The organism is Rhodococcus sp. KBW08 (assembly GCF_003852455.1).
Taxonomy (GTDB): Bacteria; Actinomycetota; Actinomycetes; order Mycobacteriales; family Mycobacteriaceae; genus Rhodococcus_F; species Rhodococcus_F baikonurensis.
In genome coordinates this window covers 1-19777 of sequence record NZ_QAJJ01000019.1, presented here as the reverse complement: position 1 = coordinate 19777, position 19777 = coordinate 1, and the positions used below count along the sequence as shown (strand labels likewise).

General features: G+C 61.9%; 19 protein-coding genes. 9 read left to right on the top strand and 10 right to left on the bottom strand.

The genetic code is table 11. The annotated features are described in order from the left end of the window. Window positions 1-88 precede the first annotated feature (88 nt). Window positions 89-265, top strand: coding sequence for a hypothetical protein (locus tag DBV08_RS32450; RefSeq protein WP_185564946.1), 177 nt, complete (start codon window positions 89-91; stop codon window positions 263-265). A gap of 218 nt (window positions 266-483) precedes the next feature. Here DBV08_RS32450 and DBV08_RS27075 read toward each other — a convergent pair whose 3' ends face one another. The 3 genes from DBV08_RS27075 to DBV08_RS27070 form a co-directional block, all read right to left on the bottom strand. Next, window positions 484-984 carry a GIY-YIG nuclease family protein gene (locus tag DBV08_RS27075; RefSeq protein WP_260395780.1) on the bottom strand — a complete coding sequence of 167 codons (501 nt, stop codon included), beginning with the start codon at window positions 982-984 and terminating at the stop codon, window positions 484-486. Between the two features lie 139 nt (window positions 985-1123). After that, window positions 1124-1282, bottom strand: a complete 159-nt coding sequence (locus tag DBV08_RS32620) for a hypothetical protein (RefSeq protein WP_221621621.1) — start codon at window positions 1280-1282, stop codon at window positions 1124-1126. A gap of 489 nt (window positions 1283-1771) precedes the next feature. After that, window positions 1772-3025, bottom strand: coding sequence for an amidohydrolase family protein (locus DBV08_RS27070; RefSeq protein ID WP_124569464.1), 1254 nt, complete (start codon window positions 3023-3025; stop codon window positions 1772-1774). Window positions 3026-3164: 139 nt separating this feature from the next. Here DBV08_RS27070 and DBV08_RS27065 point away from each other — a divergent pair, with 139 nt between their 5' ends. After that, entirely contained in the window at window positions 3165-3677 is a 513-nt protein-coding gene (locus DBV08_RS27065; protein ID WP_124569463.1) for a MarR family winged helix-turn-helix transcriptional regulator, read from the top strand. Between the two features lie 284 nt (window positions 3678-3961). Here DBV08_RS27065 and DBV08_RS27060 read toward each other — a convergent pair whose 3' ends face one another. Continuing rightward, window positions 3962-4474, bottom strand: coding sequence for a GbsR/MarR family transcriptional regulator (locus tag DBV08_RS27060; RefSeq protein ID WP_124569462.1), 513 nt, complete (start codon window positions 4472-4474; stop codon window positions 3962-3964). Between the two features lie 132 nt (window positions 4475-4606). On the opposite strand from DBV08_RS27060, the gene DBV08_RS27055 reads away from it, so the two are divergent. From DBV08_RS27055 to DBV08_RS27045, 3 genes are read left to right on the top strand one after another with little or no spacing between them, the layout of a single operon-like run. Next, window positions 4607-6169, top strand: coding sequence for a GMC family oxidoreductase (locus DBV08_RS27055; protein ID WP_124569461.1), 1563 nt, complete (start codon window positions 4607-4609; stop codon window positions 6167-6169). A 34-nt stretch (window positions 6170-6203) separates the two neighbouring features. Next, a complete protein-coding gene (locus DBV08_RS27050; protein ID WP_124569460.1) occupies window positions 6204-7637 on the top strand; it encodes an aldehyde dehydrogenase in 1434 nt (477 codons plus the stop codon). Continuing rightward, window positions 7634-8776: a M20 family metallopeptidase gene (locus DBV08_RS27045; RefSeq protein ID WP_260395779.1), complete on the top strand. Its 1143-nt coding sequence runs from the start codon at window positions 7634-7636 to the stop codon at window positions 8774-8776. The genes DBV08_RS27050 and DBV08_RS27045 overlap by 4 nt, the downstream gene beginning before the upstream one ends. A 26-nt stretch (window positions 8777-8802) precedes the next feature. On the opposite strand, the gene DBV08_RS32445 is transcribed toward DBV08_RS27045, so the two are convergent. Next, on the bottom strand, window positions 8803-9147 hold the full coding sequence (locus DBV08_RS32445) for a hypothetical protein (protein ID WP_185564945.1): 345 nt from the start codon (window positions 9145-9147) through the stop codon (window positions 8803-8805). 534 nt (window positions 9148-9681) lie between these two features. Between DBV08_RS32445 and DBV08_RS27035 the strand changes: the two genes are divergently transcribed. Further along, complete coding sequence (locus DBV08_RS27035) at window positions 9682-10077, top strand: helix-turn-helix domain-containing protein (protein ID WP_124569459.1); 396 nt, start codon at window positions 9682-9684, stop codon at window positions 10075-10077. 321 nt (window positions 10078-10398) lie between these two features. Next, entirely contained in the window at window positions 10399-11910 is a 1512-nt protein-coding gene (gene guaB / locus DBV08_RS27030; protein ID WP_124569458.1) for an IMP dehydrogenase, read from the top strand. Window positions 11911-12620: 710 nt separating this feature from the next. Here guaB and DBV08_RS33310 read toward each other — a convergent pair. Further along, a complete protein-coding gene (locus DBV08_RS33310; RefSeq protein ID WP_397488069.1) occupies window positions 12621-12800 on the bottom strand; it encodes a hypothetical protein in 180 nt (59 codons plus the stop codon). A 432-nt stretch (window positions 12801-13232) separates the two neighbouring features. Beyond that, entirely contained in the window at window positions 13233-13412 is a 180-nt protein-coding gene (locus DBV08_RS27020; RefSeq protein ID WP_124569457.1) for a hypothetical protein, read from the bottom strand. 845 nt (window positions 13413-14257) lie between these two features. On the opposite strand from DBV08_RS27020, the gene DBV08_RS27015 reads away from it, so the two are divergent. Next, on the top strand, window positions 14258-14482 hold the full coding sequence (locus DBV08_RS27015; RefSeq protein WP_124569456.1) for a hypothetical protein: 225 nt from the start codon (window positions 14258-14260) through the stop codon (window positions 14480-14482). 80 nt (window positions 14483-14562) lie between these two features. Continuing rightward, on the top strand, window positions 14563-14763 hold the full coding sequence (locus tag DBV08_RS27010) for a recombinase family protein (RefSeq protein WP_185564942.1): 201 nt from the start codon (window positions 14563-14565) through the stop codon (window positions 14761-14763). Between the two features lie 372 nt (window positions 14764-15135). Here the strand turns inward: DBV08_RS27010 and DBV08_RS27005 are convergent, their stop codons facing one another. From DBV08_RS27005 to DBV08_RS26995, 3 genes are all read right to left on the bottom strand, one after another. Continuing rightward, window positions 15136-15990, bottom strand: coding sequence for a hypothetical protein (locus DBV08_RS27005; RefSeq protein ID WP_124569454.1), 855 nt, complete (start codon window positions 15988-15990; stop codon window positions 15136-15138). Window positions 15991-16339: 349 nt separating this feature from the next. Further along, on the bottom strand, window positions 16340-17569 hold the full coding sequence (locus tag DBV08_RS27000; RefSeq protein ID WP_124569453.1) for a type II toxin-antitoxin system HipA family toxin: 1230 nt from the start codon (window positions 17567-17569) through the stop codon (window positions 16340-16342). Further along, window positions 17566-19278, bottom strand: a complete 1713-nt coding sequence (locus tag DBV08_RS26995) for a DUF262 domain-containing protein (protein ID WP_124569452.1) — start codon at window positions 19276-19278, stop codon at window positions 17566-17568. The genes DBV08_RS27000 and DBV08_RS26995 overlap by 4 nt, the downstream gene beginning before the upstream one ends. Between the last annotated feature and the right edge of the window lie 499 nt (window positions 19279-19777).

The following is a 19777-nucleotide window of genomic DNA, read 5'->3' as shown; positions in this document are numbered from 1 at the left end:
ACCAACTGGCGCAATTGCTTCTGGATGAACGGAAAGAGTGAAGCCTCGTGCACATGCCGTGGCGTAACTTTCAAGGAAAGGCCCACCCGTGGATACCAATAACTCACGGCCCGCCAACTCGAGACACACCATCGCGATCGCAGGATCGACCTCGCTCGTCGCGATCGCTTCAGGAAGCCCTACCGCGGCTGTGATCCTCGCCGGTGCCGTCGTTCTCGCGCTCCTCGCAGTGATCCTCTTCTTCTTCCTGGGCGGCCGGCCCTGAGAACCTGAGCTGACAGCGGCTCGTCGCAGGCGCAATACACCTGAGTCGGCGTGCACCAGCTGGAAAGGCCCCCGTCGTGAGACGGGGGCCTTCCTGCTGTCCAGAGTCGCATATCTATCTGCGTGGGGGACGTGCCGTTTGACCATGTCAAACGGCTTAAATGGGCACTGGGTCTTCAGGTTTTGTACTGGCGCTATAGGCAGCCCGCGCAGCCTCGATCACGGCACGGGCAGGTCCGCTGGCGTGGGCGACATTGAGCGGCGGAGCCTACTGCGCGATGACGCGGGTTCGACCGCGTCCGGTGTCGGGTGTTGGCACCAGCTCAGTTGCAGGTGCGTGTGCATCCAGGTGGTCAGGCGGGCCTCGTCCTCGTCGACGAGCACGACGCGGTCGGTGCAGCGGGTCCGGTAGTGCTCGGTATCGAGCAGGAGTCCGGCGAGGGTGCGGCGGAGGGTGGATTGTCCGCTGCGGCGCAGGTGGTTCCTGACGACCCGCCGGCGCAGGTTCGTGGCGAGACCGACATAGAGCAGCCGTACCCCGGTGTTGATCGGGTGCGTGGGGCCGGGGAGCTGAGGAAACACCTCGGGAGCTGCCCACCACGCGTACAAGCCCGATGCCGCGGGGAGCGTGGACAGGTCGTCGAGCCTGCGGGTGGGGGCACTGATCGCGGTGATGGTGCCGGCCGCATCGAGTGGCGCCGCTGGCAGGGAGGTGGGCATGTCGGTTAGTGTGCCGTGATTGGCCGACAGCTCGGCGAGCGTCGGTGGAATGGCTTCGGCCTCGCATGTGCGTGGTTGTCGCGGGAGACTGAGTGTGGGGACAGGCCCGCTTCCGACGGGCCGGTCCCCACGCGTCAGATCACGCACCCGCACAGTTCGTGCGGCGCTCGATCATGTTGAAGAGGCGATTGGGCGTTGGGGCTTTAGGTGTTGCGCTGGCGCTATAGGCGGCCTGTGCAGCCTCGATCACTGCATGGGTGGCGCCGCTGGCATGGGCGCCATTGATCTCGATCGGCAAAGGGGCCGGCCCTTAGCCGCAGTGGGGAGGGACCGGCCCGATGTGCCGTCAGCTTTCGTCTCAGGAGGGCGTGCTGTTTTCGGAATGTCGATGGCGGAGTGTGTATGTCAGGTTGAGAATTCCTGACAGTAGTAGTCCGGCGCCGATGTAGCCGATGAAGACAGGCGAGAAGATTTCGTTGTCCAGGCGGTGGTTGTTCCACCACAAGAGCCCGAAAACTATTGCGGCGAAACCTAATACGGTGGAAGCGACCTGAAAGGTCAGTCCGCGGGAGGAGAGAACTGTGGAGAAGACCGCTGCCAGTCCTGAGCAGATGCAGAGGAAGATGAATACCGCGCCAGGGCAATTTTGGTCCTGTTCCCAGGAATTTGTTTGCTGGTCGGTCCCGCTATGACAGCCGCCAGGTGGACGGGATACCGGAGCTCCTGGTGGATGCTGCCCGCGATGTCTTGCGTGGCGGGCAGCGGTCGTTCGCACGGGGCGATTTTCTTATGGTGTCGAGAGTGTGGTGCGGGTGCCGCGGCGCCATACGTCGCGCAGGTTGAGGGTGTCGCTGATCGTGGTGGTGGGGTCGCCGTCCACGAGCAGTAGGTCGGCGCGCAGGCCCTCGGCGATGCGGCCGCGGTCCTCCAGGCCGAAGCGACGTGCCGGGGTGAGGGTCGCTGCGCGCAGGGCTTGGATCGGGGTGAGGCCGGCTTGGACGAGGTACTGGAGCTCCTGGTGGACGCTGGCGCCGTGGACCACACCGCCCAGGAAGGGTAGTGGCAGGGGGGCTGCGTCGGTGCCCACCATCAGGTCGACGCCGACGTCGTGCAGGGCCTTGACCGAGGCCAGGACGTCCTCCAGTTTGCCTTGCGGGTAGCGGCTGTAGCTGCTGTTCAGAGTGTTCGTCCAGGCCTCGTTCAGGCGTGAACTGACACGCGGGTCTTCGGTGAGGGATGCGCCGGTGATGCCCATCATGGAGGCGTTCAGGACGACGCAGGGGACGACGAACGCGCCGGAGGCGGCGATGAGGTCGATGATCTCGACGGTGTGGGGCTGGTCCATGAACAGGTGGGCGAAGCCGTCGATGCCGGCCTCGATCGCCATCCGTGTCGCGTCGACGGTCAGGGTGTGGGCGATGGCGAGCATACCGTGGCGGTGAGTCTCGGCGACTCCGGCGGTCAGGGTTGCCTGGTCGAGCATGGGCAGACCGGGGTGGCCCTCGACGGTACCGTCGTCGACCATGAACTTGATGTAATCCGAGCCCGCCGCGATGAGCTGGGGGACGAAAGCGGCCGCTTCTTCCGCAGTGGTGGAGAACGGCATCAGGGGCATCTCGTGCGGACCCGGCCGATCGCCACGGTCGTCTGGTTCGCCGCGGCTCTCCGGTTTGAAATCGTCGGGCATGAGTTCGCTGGGGTGACCGCCGGGAGGAGTGATGCCGAACCCCGCGGAGCGGACATCGGCGAGGGAATCGTTCTCCGTGATGTGCGCGCGACTGGCCTTGGTATTCATGCCCTGCATCTCCAGTTCGGTGGTGACCCCGAACCGCAGCGCCAGTGCGAGTGCCTCTTCGGAGGTGTGAACATGGGCGTCGAACAGACCGGGCAGCAGTGTTCCGCCCCTGGCGTCGACAATGGTCGCCCCGACGGGCGGTTCACCTCCGACCGCAGAGATCTGCGTGCCGTTCAACACCACGGTGGTGTCCTCGAGCACGTGCTCGCCGTCGAACAGGCGGCCGTTGATGATGGCTGTGATCATGTCACTCTCTTCTCCGGGCAGGCCTGTTTCTCCGCTGATGCCGAGCTCTCCCCACCCAAGACCACACTAATGCAAATAGCAATTCCATGCATAACTGCATCTATCTGCGTTGTGCAGATAGATGCGTTAGGCTGCAAGGGTGCCCAACACGAACGCCTCCATGCCGCAAGACCAGGCCCTCCTGGATGCAGTCGGCACGGCCTTCGCCCGGCTGAGGCGGCGCACCATGCAGGCTCCAGTCGACCCCCCAGTGGGACCCAAGGACCTCAAGCGCAACCTGGTCCTCAACCTCGTCGACGAGGCCACCGAGGCGGACACGGAGATGACCGTGGGCGGGCTTGCCGATCACCTCCTGGTGGATCCGTCGGTGGCCAGTCGCATGGTGAGCGATTGCATCTCCCATGGCTATCTGATTCGCGCGGCCTCGCAGCAGGACGGCCGCCGCACTGTGCTCCACCTCACCGCGGAGGGCATCGCCTTGCTCGGACATTTCCGGCGCCAACAGCGGCAGGCATTCGAATACATCACCCGCGACTGGCCCGAAGCCGAGCGACTCGAATTCGCGCGCCTGCTCCTCAAGTACGCGGATTCCACCGCCCAGTTGCCCGCACCAGGCGCAGCCGCCGGATCTCCACTGCCGCCGGTCGTGTAACGGCCAGGCCCGCTGTGCCGGCGTCAGGCCGCATCTCATCGGCCCTGGCTCCGTCACAGGGCACGGCCTAAGCCATCTCGCATGAATCATTTGCCCGTCGGCGGGTCAAGCCTGGAGCGCTCCGGACTGTTTCTTATTCGGTGTTGCGGCCCGAGCATCCACTTCAATAACTGACATTTCCGCTGTGCCAGATCAGAGATTCTGCTCTTGCTCGGGTATGGGTTCAGCTCGCCGAGGCGCACCGTCGACGCTGTTGATTCGGCTCTTGTTGTAATTGAATAACTTCAGTTCGATGCCGGATCAGATCTGACACGATCGCCGGAGAATCTGTCGGTGTACTCCCTGAGCAGGGCCTCGAGTCGCTCGGTCATGAAGGTGTAGTACTCGTGCATTGCCTGCAGTCGACCGCGTTGTTCGGGCGGGAGGGCGCTTCCCTGGCGGCTGGCTCGCTCGGCTAGCGACAGCAACTCCGTGGTCTGCTCGAGCTGATGTTGCAGGCATCCGATCCATGCGTCATCGCGCCATCGGTAGGCGGATTGCCGACTACCTCGCTCCTTGATCCGCTCTACGGTCCCGGTCGCGATCAGCAGCCGGGTTGTCTCGGACACCGACCCCTTGCTCGCGTCGAGTGCCTCCTGCAACTGCGGCATCGTCATCGGTGTCTGACTGAGCATCAAGACTCCTGCGGCTCTACCTGCCATCGGCGGCCAGCCCATGGCGCCACCGATGTGGACGCCGAAGTCTTCGATCAGCGCTTTTGTCGCCCCGGATCCGCTTTCGCCGATCGGCTCTGACATCTCACCCTCCAAATGTTCAACAAAAAATGAATGTTCACTCTTGACTGAACTCCATTGTGGGGGAATCATACTCCGCAGAGTCCCGGCGCTTCCGGAGACCTCACTCGCAGAACACACTTTTGGAGGTTTGTGGTGACCGAGACAGGCTGGGATCTGATCGTGGTGGGAGCGGGTTCGGCAGGCGCTGCCCTCGCTGTTCGATCGGCGGAGAAAGGTAAACGCGTCCTGCTGGTCGAAGCCGGTCCGGACTACCGATCGGCTCAAATGCCCGAGGCATGGCGATCTCCCAATCCCATTCGCGCCCTGCTCGATCCGACCGCCACCGAACACCTGGTCTGGGAGGGGGTCAATGCGGCGCGCACCGAGAAGCAGGAGCAGTCGGTCTATTGGCGTGGTCGTGGCGTCGGAGGCAGCTCGTCGATCAACGGCCAGATCGCTATCCGGCCTCCGATGGCGGACTTCGACGACTGGGTGAGCTCAGGGTGCGTCGGTTGGGGACCGTCGGATGTACTGCCGTACTTCGCCAAGCTCGAAGACGACGAGGAGTACGGCGAGGATTCCTATCACGGTCGGGGCGGACCCACTCCGATCTACCGCACACCACAGGAAGGCTGGGGATCTGTCGACCGTGCGCTCTGTGATGCGGCACTGGCCGCCGGGCATGGGTGGGCTCCGGATGTCAACGCCCCCGGAGCATTCGGCGTCTCGCCGTACCCCATCAATTCGCGTTCGGGCCGACGGGTATCGGTGAACGACGCCTACCTCGAGGGGGCCCGAGGTGGCCCTGACCTCACGATTGTCGGCGACGCCCTTGTCGACAGGCTCCTCTTCTCCGGCGACCGTGTCGTAGGCGTCCAGATCATCGTCGGTGGCGAGATGGTCACCGAACACGCCGACGAGGTGGTGTTGAGCGCCGGAGCGGTCCACTCCCCGGCCATACTCATGCGCTCGGGAATCGGCCCGGCGAGCCACCTCCGCTCGCTGGACATAGACGTACGTAAAGACCTCCCGGTCGGGCGTGGTCTTCAGGACCACCCCATGGCCGTTGTATCGATCCCGCTGATCGAGGAGGCCGGGATACAGAGTGCCGACGCCCGTCACACCAACGTCTGCGTCCGATACCGCAGCAGTGCAGGCGCCCCCGAGGGCGACATGATGTTCGTCTCCCAGAACCAGAATGTCGTTGCCATGGCACACCCGGACATGCGCTCGCTCGCCGGTGCATTCGGAGTCTGGGTCAACCAGACCTACTCGCGGGGCGAGTTGACCCTGACATCGGCGGACCCTGCAGTCGGTCCGCAGATCCACTCCCGCATGCTCTCCGACGAACGGGACCTGAGCCGCCTGCGCGAGGGAGTGCGCGCGATGGTCGACCTGGCCCGTGACCCCGCAGTCGCTGCGATCACCCACGGGTCTCTCGAGAAAGAGAACACGGCGCTGTTCGCCGCACTCGACCGCGACAGCGAACTCGACGACCTCCTACTCGAGACGGTCAGCGATGTGCAGCACGCGACCAGTACCTGCCGGATGGGTGCGCCGGGCGATGCCGACACAGTCGTCGACCCGGCATGCCGAGTTCTCGGTATCGATCGTCTGCGCGTCGTCGATGCGTCGATCTTCCCGTCTGTACCACGTGCGAATACCAATCTCACCGCGATCATGGTCGGCGAGTTGATGGCCGACCGACTCCACTGATCCTGACGTCACTGACCGAAAGGCGTTACCTCTCTTGAAGATCCTTCAGAATTTCATCAACGGTGTCTGGCGTGACCCCCAGGGCACTTCCCTCCTCGAGGTGGTCAATCCCGCGACCGAAGAGGTCGTCGCGCAGTTCGGGTGCGGCTCCTCCGACGACGTCGACCGTGCCGTCGACGCAGCGGGGGACGCGCAGGCCGCCTGGGCCGCAAGGCCTGTCGCAGAACGCGTCGAGCACCTGAGCCGGTGGGCTGCAGCCATCGCCGAGCACGCAGAGGAACTCGCCGAGCTCGAATGCCAGGAGATGGGCAAGCCGGTCGGGCTCGGTCGAACCTTTATCGACACCGCGGTGCGCGGTTTCACGACCGCAGCGGAGGAAGCTCTGCAATATCCGTTCGTCGAGGACATCCCGGGTCCTGGTGGCTCGAACACGACGATCGTACGCAACCCTGTCGGCGTCGCGGCCGTCATCACGCCGTGGAACTTTCCGGTCCCCATGGTCCTGGCTGCGCTCGGCCCGATCCTGGCCGCCGGCAACACGGTGGTCGTCAAACCGTCCGAGCGCTCTCCGATGTCGATTGCTCGACTGTTCGAGCTCTCGACACTGCCGGCGGGCGTGGTCAACCTCGTACTCGGCGATTCAAGGGCCGGAGCGCCGTTGACCGAACACAACCGCATCAGGCTGGTGCACTTCACCGGATCAGTTGAGGCGGGCCGGCGAATCGGGTCCGAAACAGGAGGCCGACTGTGCCGGTCGATCCTCGAACTCGGAGGCAAAGACCCAGTGGTCGTCGACGCCGGAGTCGATCCGGTCGCCACCGCCGGCGCGGTCGCGTTCGGCGCCTTCGCCAACACCGGCCAGATCTGCACGTCGATGGAACGTATCTACGTCCACCACGAGGTCGCCGAAGCGTTCGTCGAGGCCCTGGCCGCGGCGGCATCGACCTTTGCGCTGGGCGACGGCCACGATGCCGGAACCGTCCTGGGACCACTGGTCGACGAACGCCAGCGCACCATCGTCCATCGACACGTCACCGATGCGGTCGCAGGCGGTGCGCACATACGTTGCGGTGGAGAGATTCCTGAAGGAAAAGGGTTCTTCTATCCGGCGACCGTGCTGACCGACGTGGACGACTCCATGCTGGTGATGACCGAGGAGACCTTCGGCCCCCTCGCACCCGTCGTCGTGGTGTCCTCATTCGAGGAGGGAATCGAGCGCGCGGGTGGGTCGCGATTCGCTCTCGGCGCCACCGTGTACACCAACGACCCGGCACACGCCGCCGCGGCCGCGGCAATACCGGCCGGCGTGACGTGGATCAACCAATGGCAGGGCGGCGGGCCCGAACGCCTCTACGAGCCTGCGGGTGAGAGTGGTATGGGTGCCACCGGCGCTCGCGCCGCCTACGACGCCGCAACGCGGCCGGCAACGATTCACACAGCCCGCCCTGCGGCGCTCCCCGTTTCGTGAGCATCGACATCGAGGCCACGAAACGCGCTATCGCACAACGGATCGGACGCGTCGAACGGCAACTCGTTGATCTGGCACACCGCATCCACGCGCACCCCGAGCTGGGCTTCGAGGAGCACCGAGCCAGCAGATGGGTTGCCGACATGCTCAGTCACGCAGGGTTTCAGGTGCAGCACGGGTGTTATGGCCTACCCACCGCGGTGCGCGCGACGATCGGGTCGGGGCCGGTGCACGTCGGCATATGCGCGGAATACGACGCACTGCCCGAGATTGGCCATGCATGCGGCCACAACATCATCGCAGCCGCTGGTGTCGGAGCGGCACTCGGCTTAGCGGGATCAGTCGATGAATTGGGTCTGACGGTAACTCTTCTCGGTACGCCGGCGGAGGAGGGCGGAGGGGGCAAGATCCTCATGCTCGAACGCGGAGCTTTCGACGGGCTCGATGCCGCCATGATGGTCCATCCGGCCGCTGTTGAACTGGCCGCGATGCCAGGCACCGCAGTGTCCCAGTTCGAGGTGACCTACGAGGGAAAGCCCGCTCACGCAGGGGCATATCCAGAGTTGGGTGTGAACGCCGCCGACGCGATGACCATCGCGCAGGTGGCCATCGGCCAGCTGAGACAGCAGACCCGCACCACCGATCGCATCCACGGAATCGTCACTGGGGCTGGCAGTGCGGTGAATGTGATCCCCGATCACTCCGCCGGCAAATGGATTGTCCGCTCCGATAGCGCCGAAGCGCTGGCCACCCTCACCGGCCGGGTGCACCGCTGCTTCGAGGCAGGCGCACTGGCAAGCGGATGCACGTTGTCCCTCGTCCCGACGGGACCCGACTATGCCGACCTGCGTCCGGATGCCGGGCTGTTGGCTCTTTATCGGGCCAACGCGCAAGCACTCGGCCGGGTGTTTGCGGACGTGCCCAACGGATTGATGGGCGCAGCAACCGATATGGGCAACATCTCCCACGTGGTACCCACCATCCACCCGATGCTCGGTCTGGATTGTCACCCCGCGGCCAACCACCAACCGGAGTTCGCCGCTGCATGTATCACACCGATCGCAGACCGTGCCGTTGTCGACGGCGCCACGGCGATGGCCTGGACTGCAGCAGAGTTCGCTGTTTTCAAGCCTTCCTAGACACGTCCGCCGGTTGTCTTCGACGCTTACTTGCGGAGGGCCGCAAGTAGGCGGGCGGCAGCGTCCCGCTCGTGCCGTCGGCGTCGGCGGTAGCTCCTCGCTGCCCTGAGTACGAGCGACGTCAGACTGCCCACCAGACGATGGCGATCGCGCAGATAGTGCAACCGCGAAGGACGGCAGTTTCCGCCGGCTCTTCGCGACAACCGGCCCGTGCTGGCGCGGCCGAGGCGGAACGGTAGCCCCGGGGACGTCGCGGATGGGACCGTGGCTTCGAGACGCGTGCGGCGTTCTTCGACGACGCCGGTGATGGCGCCGAGTCCGAGCAAGGTGGATTCCGGGTTGGGCGAGGTCGCTGCCGCACTCGGCCTCACCGAGCAACGTAGTACGCAGGAGCTGGCACAGGGGCGGCGCCCTCGCTGATAGGCAGTTGCGCGAGTGCAACGTTAAACGCTCAACGGGGGAAGACATGGGCCTGGCTGCACGGCGTCAGATTGTCCAGGCAGTGCACCCAGAGGGCGACTACCTGTCCGATGGTGTGGCGTGGTGCGCTGGAACCGAGAAGGAAAGCACCGCACCACAACCGGTGATGTCACTGCGGTACTGCTGCCTGACTGGTGCTCGGGACGCGGCGCCCGCTGGCCCTCGGCGCGGCGGATGGACACCTGGTTTGCCGGTAAGCAATAAGGAGGATCTTCGGTTTGCCGTTCCGAGGCAGAGTCGACCAAGGCCTGGACCCCACCGTCTTAGCAGTCTCCGATTTGCCAGTCGTCACATTCGAACGGTCGCACTGGCGGCGCACCCTTAATTTCATACTCTCAAAATGAGAGTACTGTAGTCTTGAAAGTGCGATTAGTGATCGGTTGGATTCGGCGGCGTGGCAGTGACGGGAAAAGGTTAGGTCTGCGATGAAGGATCGGCAGCTGGAATCGGAGCGCAAGGTATCGGCCCACGACGTACTAGAGCAAGCAAGCCTGGTGCGGATCGCCTTTCAGACGATCGCCGACACGTGGTCGATGCTGATCATGCTCTCTCTACAATCCGGGACCCTTCGGTACAACGAGATCAAACGTGCGGTCGGTGGCGTGAGTGAACGAAGGTTGTCGCAAACACTCAAGCAGCTCGAGCGAGATGGGGTTGTCAACCGGAAGCTAGTGCGCACCCTCCCCGCTCATGTCGAGTACAGCCTCACCTCGATCGGCGAGGAGTGCGTCGATGCGTTCGCGCCACTCGTATTCACCATCTTGAAGAATTCGAAGCAGGTGGCGGCAGCCAGGCAACGGTACGACGAACTGCATCCCTAGCCGCCCCTTGCCTGGGGGCGCCTGCAACTGCCGTCAACCACTGCCACTCGAACAACACGGCGCCACATTGCACAACATCGTTCAAATGTGCCCGGTAATGTCACCCAATCATTGTCGGTCCACGAGGCCACCGGCCTTGCAATACGCACCGGACATCACGAGCTCTCACGACCGTGAATTCGCGGGACGACAGCGCCATCAGCACGTAGCAGCTGCGGCGGCTCTTCTCTGTCGGCGAGTTGATCCAGCGCTCCGTAGCAAACCTTCGTCGCCGACGCGTCGAGGATCAGGCAACTCCTTCAACCTGCCAGGAAAGGTCACATGAGCTTCCCTTCTGATTTCAATCCCTTCGCACTGGAAGGCCTCACCTACGACGACGTGCTCTTGCTGCCCGGCCCCACGGACGTCATCCCGTCAGAGGTCGACACGAGAACCCGATTGACCCGCAGAATCACACTCCACATCCCGATCCTCTCCGCCGCCATGGACACGGTCACCGAGGCCCCTCTGGCTATTGCCCTGGCGCGTCAAGGCGGTATCGGCATCATCCACCGCAATATTTCCATCGAAGAGCAGGCCCGCCAGGTAGACCAGGTCAAGCGCTCCGAATTCGGCATGATCACCAATCCGGTGACCATCACCCCGTGCGCGACGCTGGCTGGAATGGACGAAATCTGCGCCCACTACCGTCTCTCCGGTCTGCCGGTCGTGGACGAGAACCGCACGCTGCTGGGCATCATCACCAATCGCGACACCCGTTTCGTCCCCCACAAGGAGCGGGCTACCACCCGTGTGCACGAGAAGATGACGACGACGCCGTTGATCACCGCACCGGTCGGCACCAATCGAGAGAAGGTCAAAAAACTGTTGGCCGAGCACCGCATCGAAAAACTACCACTGGTGGACTCAGCGGGCGTGCTGTGTGGGTTGACCACCGTCAAGGACTTCGGCAAAGAAGAGCAGTACCCACTGGCCACCAAGGACGAGGAGGGTCGCCTGCGCGTCGGCGCAGCCGTGGGCTTCTTCGGCGAGGGCTACGACCGTGCGATGGCACTGGTGGAGGCCGGGGTGGACGTGCTGGTCGTGGATACGGCGAACGGGCACAGCCAGGGAGTTCTGGAAATGATTGCGCGGCTGAAGAAGGATCCGGCCGCCGCCCACGTCGACGTTGTCGGGGGTCAAGCTGCCACGCGTGAGGGCGCCCAGGCACTCGTCGACGCCGGCGCGGACGCCATCAAGGTCGGCGTCGGCCCGGGATCTATCTGCACCACTCGCATCGTGGCGGGCGTCGGAGTACCGCAGGTGACAGCAATTTACGAGTCCGCGAAGGCCGCGATCCCGGCGGGCGTCCCGGTCATCGCCGACGGCGGCCTACAGTACTCCGGCGACATCGGCAAAGCCCTTGTCGCCGGCGCCGACTCGGTCATGCTCGGCTCGTTGCTCGCCGGCACCCAGGAATCTCCTGGCGATCTGATCTTTGTCGACGGACGCCAGTTCAAGTCGTACCGAGGTATGGGCTCTCTCGGGGCAATGCAGACGCGGGGGAAGAACACCTCATACTCGAAGGACCGGTATTTCCAGGCTGACGTACCCAGCGACGAAAAGCTCATCCCCGAGGGAGTCGAGGGTCGAGTGCCCGATCGCGGCTCGCTGTCCTCGGTGGTTCACCAGATGGTGGGCGGTCTGCGTCAGACCATGTTTTATGTAGGCGGGCGAACTATCCCCGAGATCAAGTCCCGTGGCAAGTTCGTGCGGATCACCGCAGCAGGCCTAAAAGAGTCACACCCTCACGATGTAGCCATGGTGGTGGAGGCACCCAACTACCACCGTTGATCGCATGAGGCCCGATCCGAAGCGGCCGGGCACATACGGCACTCATTGTCAGCGATGATCTTCGCGCCGGGGAGCTGCAGTGCGCGACCGGCGTTCGCAGTGTGCGACCGGCGTTCGCAGTGTGCGACTCGGCAGGTGGGTCAGGCGCCTGAGGAGTTCGATCGATTGTCTATTGAACCATTGATTCTTGTCGACGAGCAGGCCCGCGATTCCATCGGCGAACCCCTCTGGTTCAGCGACACATCCAGCACTGTCTAACAGCTGTAAGTGGCGACTTGATGGCTGGATGCAGTGGAGGGCAGGGCGTTTGGTGCTCAAACCCGACGCGGCGGCAACGATATGCGTTCCCGACGGGTCGGTGAGCGCGGCTCCGAGACCTTTGATCGCGGCGAGGGGTCCCGGTTGCCGATTCGTCCAGGGCGACTGCCACACGCACGAAATGCACGTCGGAGGGCACCGGTCGAGGTCGAGCTCCACGCGGTCACCGCTCAGTGTCACCGCGCCTTCCTTCGAGGCGGGGCCTTGAAGAAGATCAGGTCGTCGTCGGTGCGAGGCCGTTCGTTCATTCGAATTGGTACACCAGCAGATCGACCGTCCCTGGTGTGACTCCGGTGGCCGTGATGTTGACCGTCCGATGAGGAAGCGTCATGTTTTCTCCCCGTGCAAGTCTGACAGTCATGTTGTCACCGAGTGCATTTCGGCTGTTCCTTTCACCGTGTCGTTGATGCTTGTCGGCGAGCGTCAGAGCCAGCTGGCGACGCCCCCGTGTCGGGGGCAGGTGCCGCGTCGGCTTTGAAGCTGGAGGTGCCGTCGTTGCATTGCGCAGTGGCGCCTGCGGGTGCGTGGGGTGCTTGTTGTGGGGAGGGGATGCAGTTGCCTACGGTGTTGATGTAGACGCCGACCAGTCGTCCCAGCCGCCTCCGGAAGTGCCGCCCCGGGTTGTGATTCTCGACGGTGCGGTGTACCCGGGTGCTGGTGCTGGTGCTGGTCTGGGTAGCACGAAGGGCGCGATCGCGACTTCGGTCGACGGGGGTGGTGTCGTGGTCGTGCTTGGTCGGTGCCGCTCCGTTTCACCGGTGCGATCCGAAACAACCACAACGCTTTGATCCGTTCTCAGCCGGCCCCGGTATCGAGGTAGTGGACGAACGCGATCGATGATGGAAAACCTTTACTCAGCAACTGATGCGATGGTCCTGAAGATTCTCGCGAGGTTGAAGTGCAGGTCGAAGGTGCTGGCGACCTCTCGCGACCTTGTGTCTGTAGCTGTGCAGAGTCTCGCCGATGACCGAAAAGCTTCCGGATTCCAGGGCCGCTCAGGGGGCTCACACGGCGTTGCTGGAGAAGTCGTTGCTGCCGGGCGTGGTCTTCGCGGGGTACGTGAGACGACCTACGCGACGCAGCCGCCGGATCCTACGGCCGAGCAGGTAGAAGACCAGCGTGAACACGGTCAGGCCGCCGGCTGGGATCGCGACCGCAAGGAGCAGGCCTGCGTGTGCGCTCATGGAGACCATCTTGCCTGTCGAATGCCTGCACCGGCCGTTGAACGGCGGTGACGTTTCCATTTCGTCTGCCTCGGCCCGGATTCGGCAGGCACGGCACACCGACCCTGGGCCGGTAGACGACGTCCTCGACGACCCGGCGGCCGACTCGTTTGAGGACGAGGTAAATCAGCATTAACGGTACCGGTCGACGACGACATTCGGGTTTGCGATGCTGGTGAGACAGCTGCGGAATCGCGTCAATATACGGACATTTCACGGAGGCAGTATCGTTGAGAAATGGCAACATTAGCGACCGCAGTCAGCACGGGTTCTCCCGTGCTGACTGCTGCTCACTATCGAGCCTTCGGATCAGCGGAGCGAGCACTGCGAATCCCTGCAGTCGCTGAGGTTCAGCGGAGGGTGAGCGAACAGCTCTTGAATCCTTTCCGCGAGGCTTTCCGTTCTGTGTCTGAGTCTCGCGAAGATCTGATCCGCGCGATGTCACCGTTGCGTCGAGTCTTCGATCAGCTCATGGAAACCCGACGGCAAGTCGGATCATGGTTGTCCAAGTACAACCCATTCCAGCCGCCGAAAGTTACCGGCCTCGACGAACACCTCTCTCAGTTCAAGCGCCGGAATGTCCGAACCGAGACTGTGAGAATCGCCCGCTTGAGGTCGCTATTGGTCCGCCGTGCCCAACAGGGCGAAGCACCAGGCCGGACTGTCACTACCAAACCGCAGGTTACCCGCGGCCCCAACAACACCCGTAAGTCGATTGTTTCCAATCCACTTACGGGCCTTCTGGACGTCTAAACGACGGAGACAAGGCCCGCCGATCACGCAATCTGCGTGGAAGGTAGTCCTCCGTGAAATTTCTAACCACACTTGCCGAGGCAACGCCCAATTCGCCTCCGGCCTTGATCATCTGGGCAGTTGCATTTCTCTTGACACGGTGGCGAGGCATCATCATGCTCACCATGGTCCCGTGCACACTGCTCCTTGCCCTACTCGGGTCCGCGGATCGTTCCGAGCGCGCCTTTCGGCTCTTGGACGTTCTGCTCAACCGCCTCGGAGGAGGTGGCGAGCAGTGAGCCGCCGAGTCGGGAGGCCGATGCTCTGCCCTCGTCCCGTACTCTGCAGAATTCTGGTCCTGCGAAACACTGGTAGAACCATGCAATACATCTGCGACGAACTCAACGACGAAGGGATCCGCACGCCAGCAGGAAAAGCGGTGTGGCGACGGAACACCATTTCGCGCCTGCTCAAGACAGCTGCTGCTGGCGAGATCCGCAAGGAGCTGCGAATGCCTGAGTGCATAAGCATCTTTGGTGGAGATGTCCTTCAGGAAGGCGGTGAACGCCTGGCCGCCTAGCTAAGAACGGTGACAGCGGCCCAGCTCGGAACAAGCCGCTGTCACCGCCTCGTCGGAAGCCGTCCTCGCCGACCCAAGCCCCCCGCGCGCATCGGACGTGCAGATTCCATCGCCGCGTGCACCCAGTCGCGCCACCCATGGCGGACTTCCACAGCCTCGAATCGAGCAGGATTCGGAGACCTTCTCGCGCAATCCGGTACGCATAGATGACGCTGCGTTCCGGGTGTTCTTGAGCCGAATGGAGTACTCGAAAGCTGACCCTGCGCGCAGTGCTGGTAGACGTACCTGTAGACGATCTTGAATCGGCGGCTCTGCGAGGGATATCAAACACTAACCGAATGAGACCATGCAGATGAGATGGACCTTTCAGATTTACAGCAACAACGAAGTCTGCGGCGGCCGAACGATGTATCTGAAGTAGGCACGCTGATCGAACCAGCCGAATCGGTGATATTGGCTTGACGATGATTCCATGTAAATCTGGATTGTCGCGGTCTCGTTCACATCGGCATCTGTTACGTCCCAAATTAGCTGTGCGGCATTACCGTTTTGCGAAGTCACGATGTACGACCTTGGGTCGAAACCTGAGCGTCCTTCGAATCGCCATTCGAGATCACGTCCTTGCGGATCGGTTCCGATGACGGTGAATACGACTCTGTCGCCGGGGGTCAACACAAGGTCTGTGATACAGCGTCCAGCGAGTTCACCGTGCGGTGTGGGGGGATCAGTGATTTCGTTGCCGAAGCTGTCTCGGATTGTTTCGATACGGGCGTAGAAGTCCCCGGCGGGGTCCTTGCTGCTCATGTAGCGCGTCACCTGATTTCTGATCTGTCCTGCGATTCCCGATAAGAGTTCTTGTTCGTACGGAACCAGCGGGCGACCGTGAGCGACAGTGTTTCGAAGGCTGTCGAACCTGTCGATGAGTGAAATGGTCTCAGAGCGCTTCCCGAGAGCTGGTGCGAAGTAAGTCCAGAGTTTGTCAGACTTCAGTATTCGAACTAGGTCGAAGAACTGAGCATAGGCGAGGCCGGGCGGAGGAATGACGACTCCGCGCTTAGTGCGCCGGGCTTGCTCGGAGGTCGCGCGTTTCTCCCACTCTAAGAGCCGATCGGAATCGGCTACAGCCGCAAGCCATTCAGGTCCAAGAGCGTCTGACAGTACTGAAGAAATTAATTCTCTCAACGCATTCTCACACGTGTGCAATGCCATCGCGGGCTCAAGAGTCACCAAGATGATCGAGTCCTTTTCGTTCTATCCGGGGCGGGCCGGTGGCGTCCACGCTCACTGATGATGGCGAGAGGTGCGCGATTGCGCGGCAAGCTAGCTTCGACGTCGCGGTCGAGTGTAATGACATGCTGGTTGTGGCGTCGTCGACGGTGACACCTGTGTCGTACCATTCGCCGTCGTCGAAGCGTACTCATCGCAACCTGAGACCCAATGCCTGGGAAGTATCGGGGATTCGGAGCTAACTCGTTCCTTGGGAGTAGCTTTCGGTCTTGAGGTTCTTGTGCGCGTCAGTCGAACGGACATTATCGCAGTGGGGGTAGTTAGGGATAGCGGTGTGGAAGACACGTGCTCATTGCGAGAGTTGTCTTTGTACGATAGGCAGGTGAGTGTCGATCCATCGGGCGATGAAAGGTGGAAAAGTTTCGCGGGCGCCGTCCTTCCAGGAGGCGGAGAAGGCTTCCAGGGTTTCATCGACGATATCGATTACATCGGCGGATGCGACGTCTAATTTTCGTTGCAGGTTTTGAAAATCTCTGCGTCTTATCCGGTCGGGGAGTTTGGTGCCACCAAAAGCCAATCCGAAGTCGTCGGGGGCGTGTGCAGAGGCGTACGGTCCTGTTGAAACCAGGTCGTAGGCCGGACTCAGAGTAGGGATTCGGCCGTTGGGATAGATCAATGACCAGTTTTTCAGATGTGAGTCGCCGTTGCCGACCAGCAGGTTGAACGTCAGACGTCGCACAAACTCGTGCAGCGCCGGCAAGTCACGATTTCGATAGGCAAGTGCGGCTACTGTTTCGAATTTGCCCTCGTACTTCCTGGAGTCGTAGAAGCCGCGAACTTGTGCGAAGTCTTCGATGTGTATTCGTTTTTTGTCTGGGCCTCGGTCGAAACGGGCGATGGTGAAGGCATATGTTTCACCGTTCGGCCATACGACTGGGGGCATGTCTGGAAGCTCATCGCGGTGGACAAGTGCGATCTCCGGGACTTCAATTCCGACGCAGCGAGCCAACTGCATTGTCGCGAGTTCGTTGGCTGGCACCTGAGGGTAGACAGCGTCCGGGAACTTGGCGATCCAATCTCCGACAGAATTTGTTGCTGGAATCGTGAGGCGATCGCCCTGCTTCAGTAGAGACATCTTCAATCCAACGCCGGCAAGGGAGAACTTCCAGGGGCTTCCCTCCGCCTGGATCGCAGCCGCAGCCGCAGCCGCTGTCGCCTTGGACAGGACATCAGGGTCGAAGTACTCGTCGGAGGCTGCGGGAAGTACTTCGACAGCGCCTGGAAGGTCGTGTCCGATGCGCAGTAACAGTTGGAGTTCACGGGTGACCTTGACGCCTTGGTCGTGTGCGATGAACTCACGCAATCTCCCCTCCGGAAGAAGGTTGGAGAACCAGGGTGGAAGTCTGAGTGCGGCTTGGGGCGAGCTACGAGGATTGTTTTCGAAGGCTAACCCGAGGACATTCCGGTTCGAGTCTTCCCAGTACCCCTCGGCGAACACGAACCGGGCAACATCCCCGCGTTGAAGTAGCGTCCCGATCCGTTTGCTGTGCAACAGAACGGGATGTGCAGCTTCGATCATCGCAGCTCCTGAGGCGAAGATTCCGTCAAGGTGGGCAATTCGTCGTCGTCGTCGTCGTCGAAGTCGAAGTCGGATAGCGGAGGCGTCACTTCGAACCCGAACCCTGTTTTCTCGTTCAAGAAATCGCGCAGATAGTCCTGCAAGGACGTGCTGCGTCGTTCGAGGAATCCGACGTAGTCACCTTGGGTGAGGGAGGTAACCATCTTCTCGTCTAGGAGCAGACTGTCCAGAATCTCATTATTGACGGCACCGTCAGGCCGAGTTGCACCCAGAGCTGAGGTGAATTCGTCCCGGTCGATGACGGCAATTACCCGGTTCGCTGCGTTGGAAGCGTGTATGCCGAGTAGCCGGCGCGGGGCGATCTCCAACGCGACCGGAGCTGCAGAGTTCTCATCCAGCAGGTAGGACGCCAGGTCACCGTGTGCAAGCAACTCTCCCGTTTGAGGGTCCCTTGGTTTTCGAGCCCACATAGCAGCGAGGATGACCTTGCCCGATGAGTAGTTTGTACGAAACTTCTCGAACTTTGGTACCGGTACTGCGGCGGTTGGGTTCGTAGCATCGAGTAGTCGTTGTATGGACCCGCTTTCATCGTCAGGCTCGACGAAGGCGGCTAGGGTACGAATGTTCCCAGTCGATCCGGTGTAGCCGAGAGTGGAAGCGGCGGCGGTGGACCGCCAGAACCATCTAGAGAGCAATTCGAGATTTCGAGGGGACGGTTCGGGGAAGAGCGCGAAGAATCGCGCCAGAACCATCAGGTGGAATCGGTACGGGACAAATGTGAGATGTGGAATTCCGGCTCGCTCTTGGAGGAAACGGATGACACCGTCCAAAGCGAGTTCTGTCCGCTCGTACGCATCGGCCTGTGACTCATCTGCGAATGGTGTAGTTCTGGAGCGTTCGGCACTGAATTCGTTATGGGCGTCTCGCGTGATGTCCGGGTGCCGCCGAACAAGTATTGCCTGGTAGATGATCTCGTTGTCCAGTCGACCGAAGTCGGTGGCTTGGTCGAGACGATCGGCGATCGTCTCGATAGAAATCGGGCGGTCGGAGTCCGAATCGGTTGCGCTATGGATTGCGTCGAAAATTTCAGAACCACGTAGTCGTTTACCTGCGGAATTGATGCGATCGAATACCTCGCGAAGTTCCTGTTCGTCGGCGTGTTCGATGACCGCAGCGGGCACTTCTACATCGCGTAGAAGTGCTGTCACTTGTTGGATCTGTGCGGCGTGCTCAATGGCGTCGGGGTTCTCCTGTAACCACGCAAAAGCGCGACTGAGGTCGAATAGGTCCGGAAGGGGGATGCCGAGAGAAGCGCGGGGATCGCGTGCTGAGATGAAGCGGCGTTGTTCGAGTGAGTAGATGATTCGGAAGCGCTCGTCGACAGCGCTGGCGTTCGGGTCGACAGCATTCACCAAACTAATGATGCGCTGTTGTCCGTCGACGACCCACAAGGCATCAGGCACATCAGGGGCCTCGACTCGGATTGCTCCAATCTGGACGACTGCAGTATGGGCGGGACGCTTCCAGAGAAGAAGGCTGCCGAAAGGGTAGCCCCGGAGGATACTGTCGAACAGGGCAAGAACATTCTCTGCGCCCCATCGAAACGAGCGCTGGAATTCCGGGACGCGAATCTTCCCGTCCCGGACGTGTGCAGCCAAGTCCTGGATTTTGAGTTTGTCGTTCCGTGACCGGGTTGGCTGTTCGGGCATGTGTTTTCCTAACGTAGTCGCACTGAAAGGTTAGCCGGTTGCGAATGAAACTGTCCTGATCCCGAGGTGATGGACGTATCTCTTAGGGCCGGCGGTGACGGGCCGGCGGGATGTTCGGGTTCGGTGTTGTGGGGGAGTGGTGCCGGGCTGTGGAGGGGGTGTTGTTGGGCTCGTTTCGGGTGTTTTTGAATTGTGTTGTGTGTCAGTAGGTTTCGGTATTCGATTGATGTTGGGTGGGTTTCGTGGGTTGTGCACGGTGGTGTTTTCGTTAACGTCGAATGTTGTTGGAGTGGTGAGTTTTTCGGTGTTTCGTGTTTTCGGGTTGTTTTTACGGTTTGGTGGGTGGGGGTGTATGATTGGGAGCATGATGATGACGAGGCAGTGGGCGCGAGGCGGGGCGCTTTTCGTGACCCGACCCCTCCCCGGCCTCGTTCGGGTGTCGGGTACCGGTTCAGACGTCGCGATGAATTCGATTGGTGAAAACCAAGATTCGGAATTC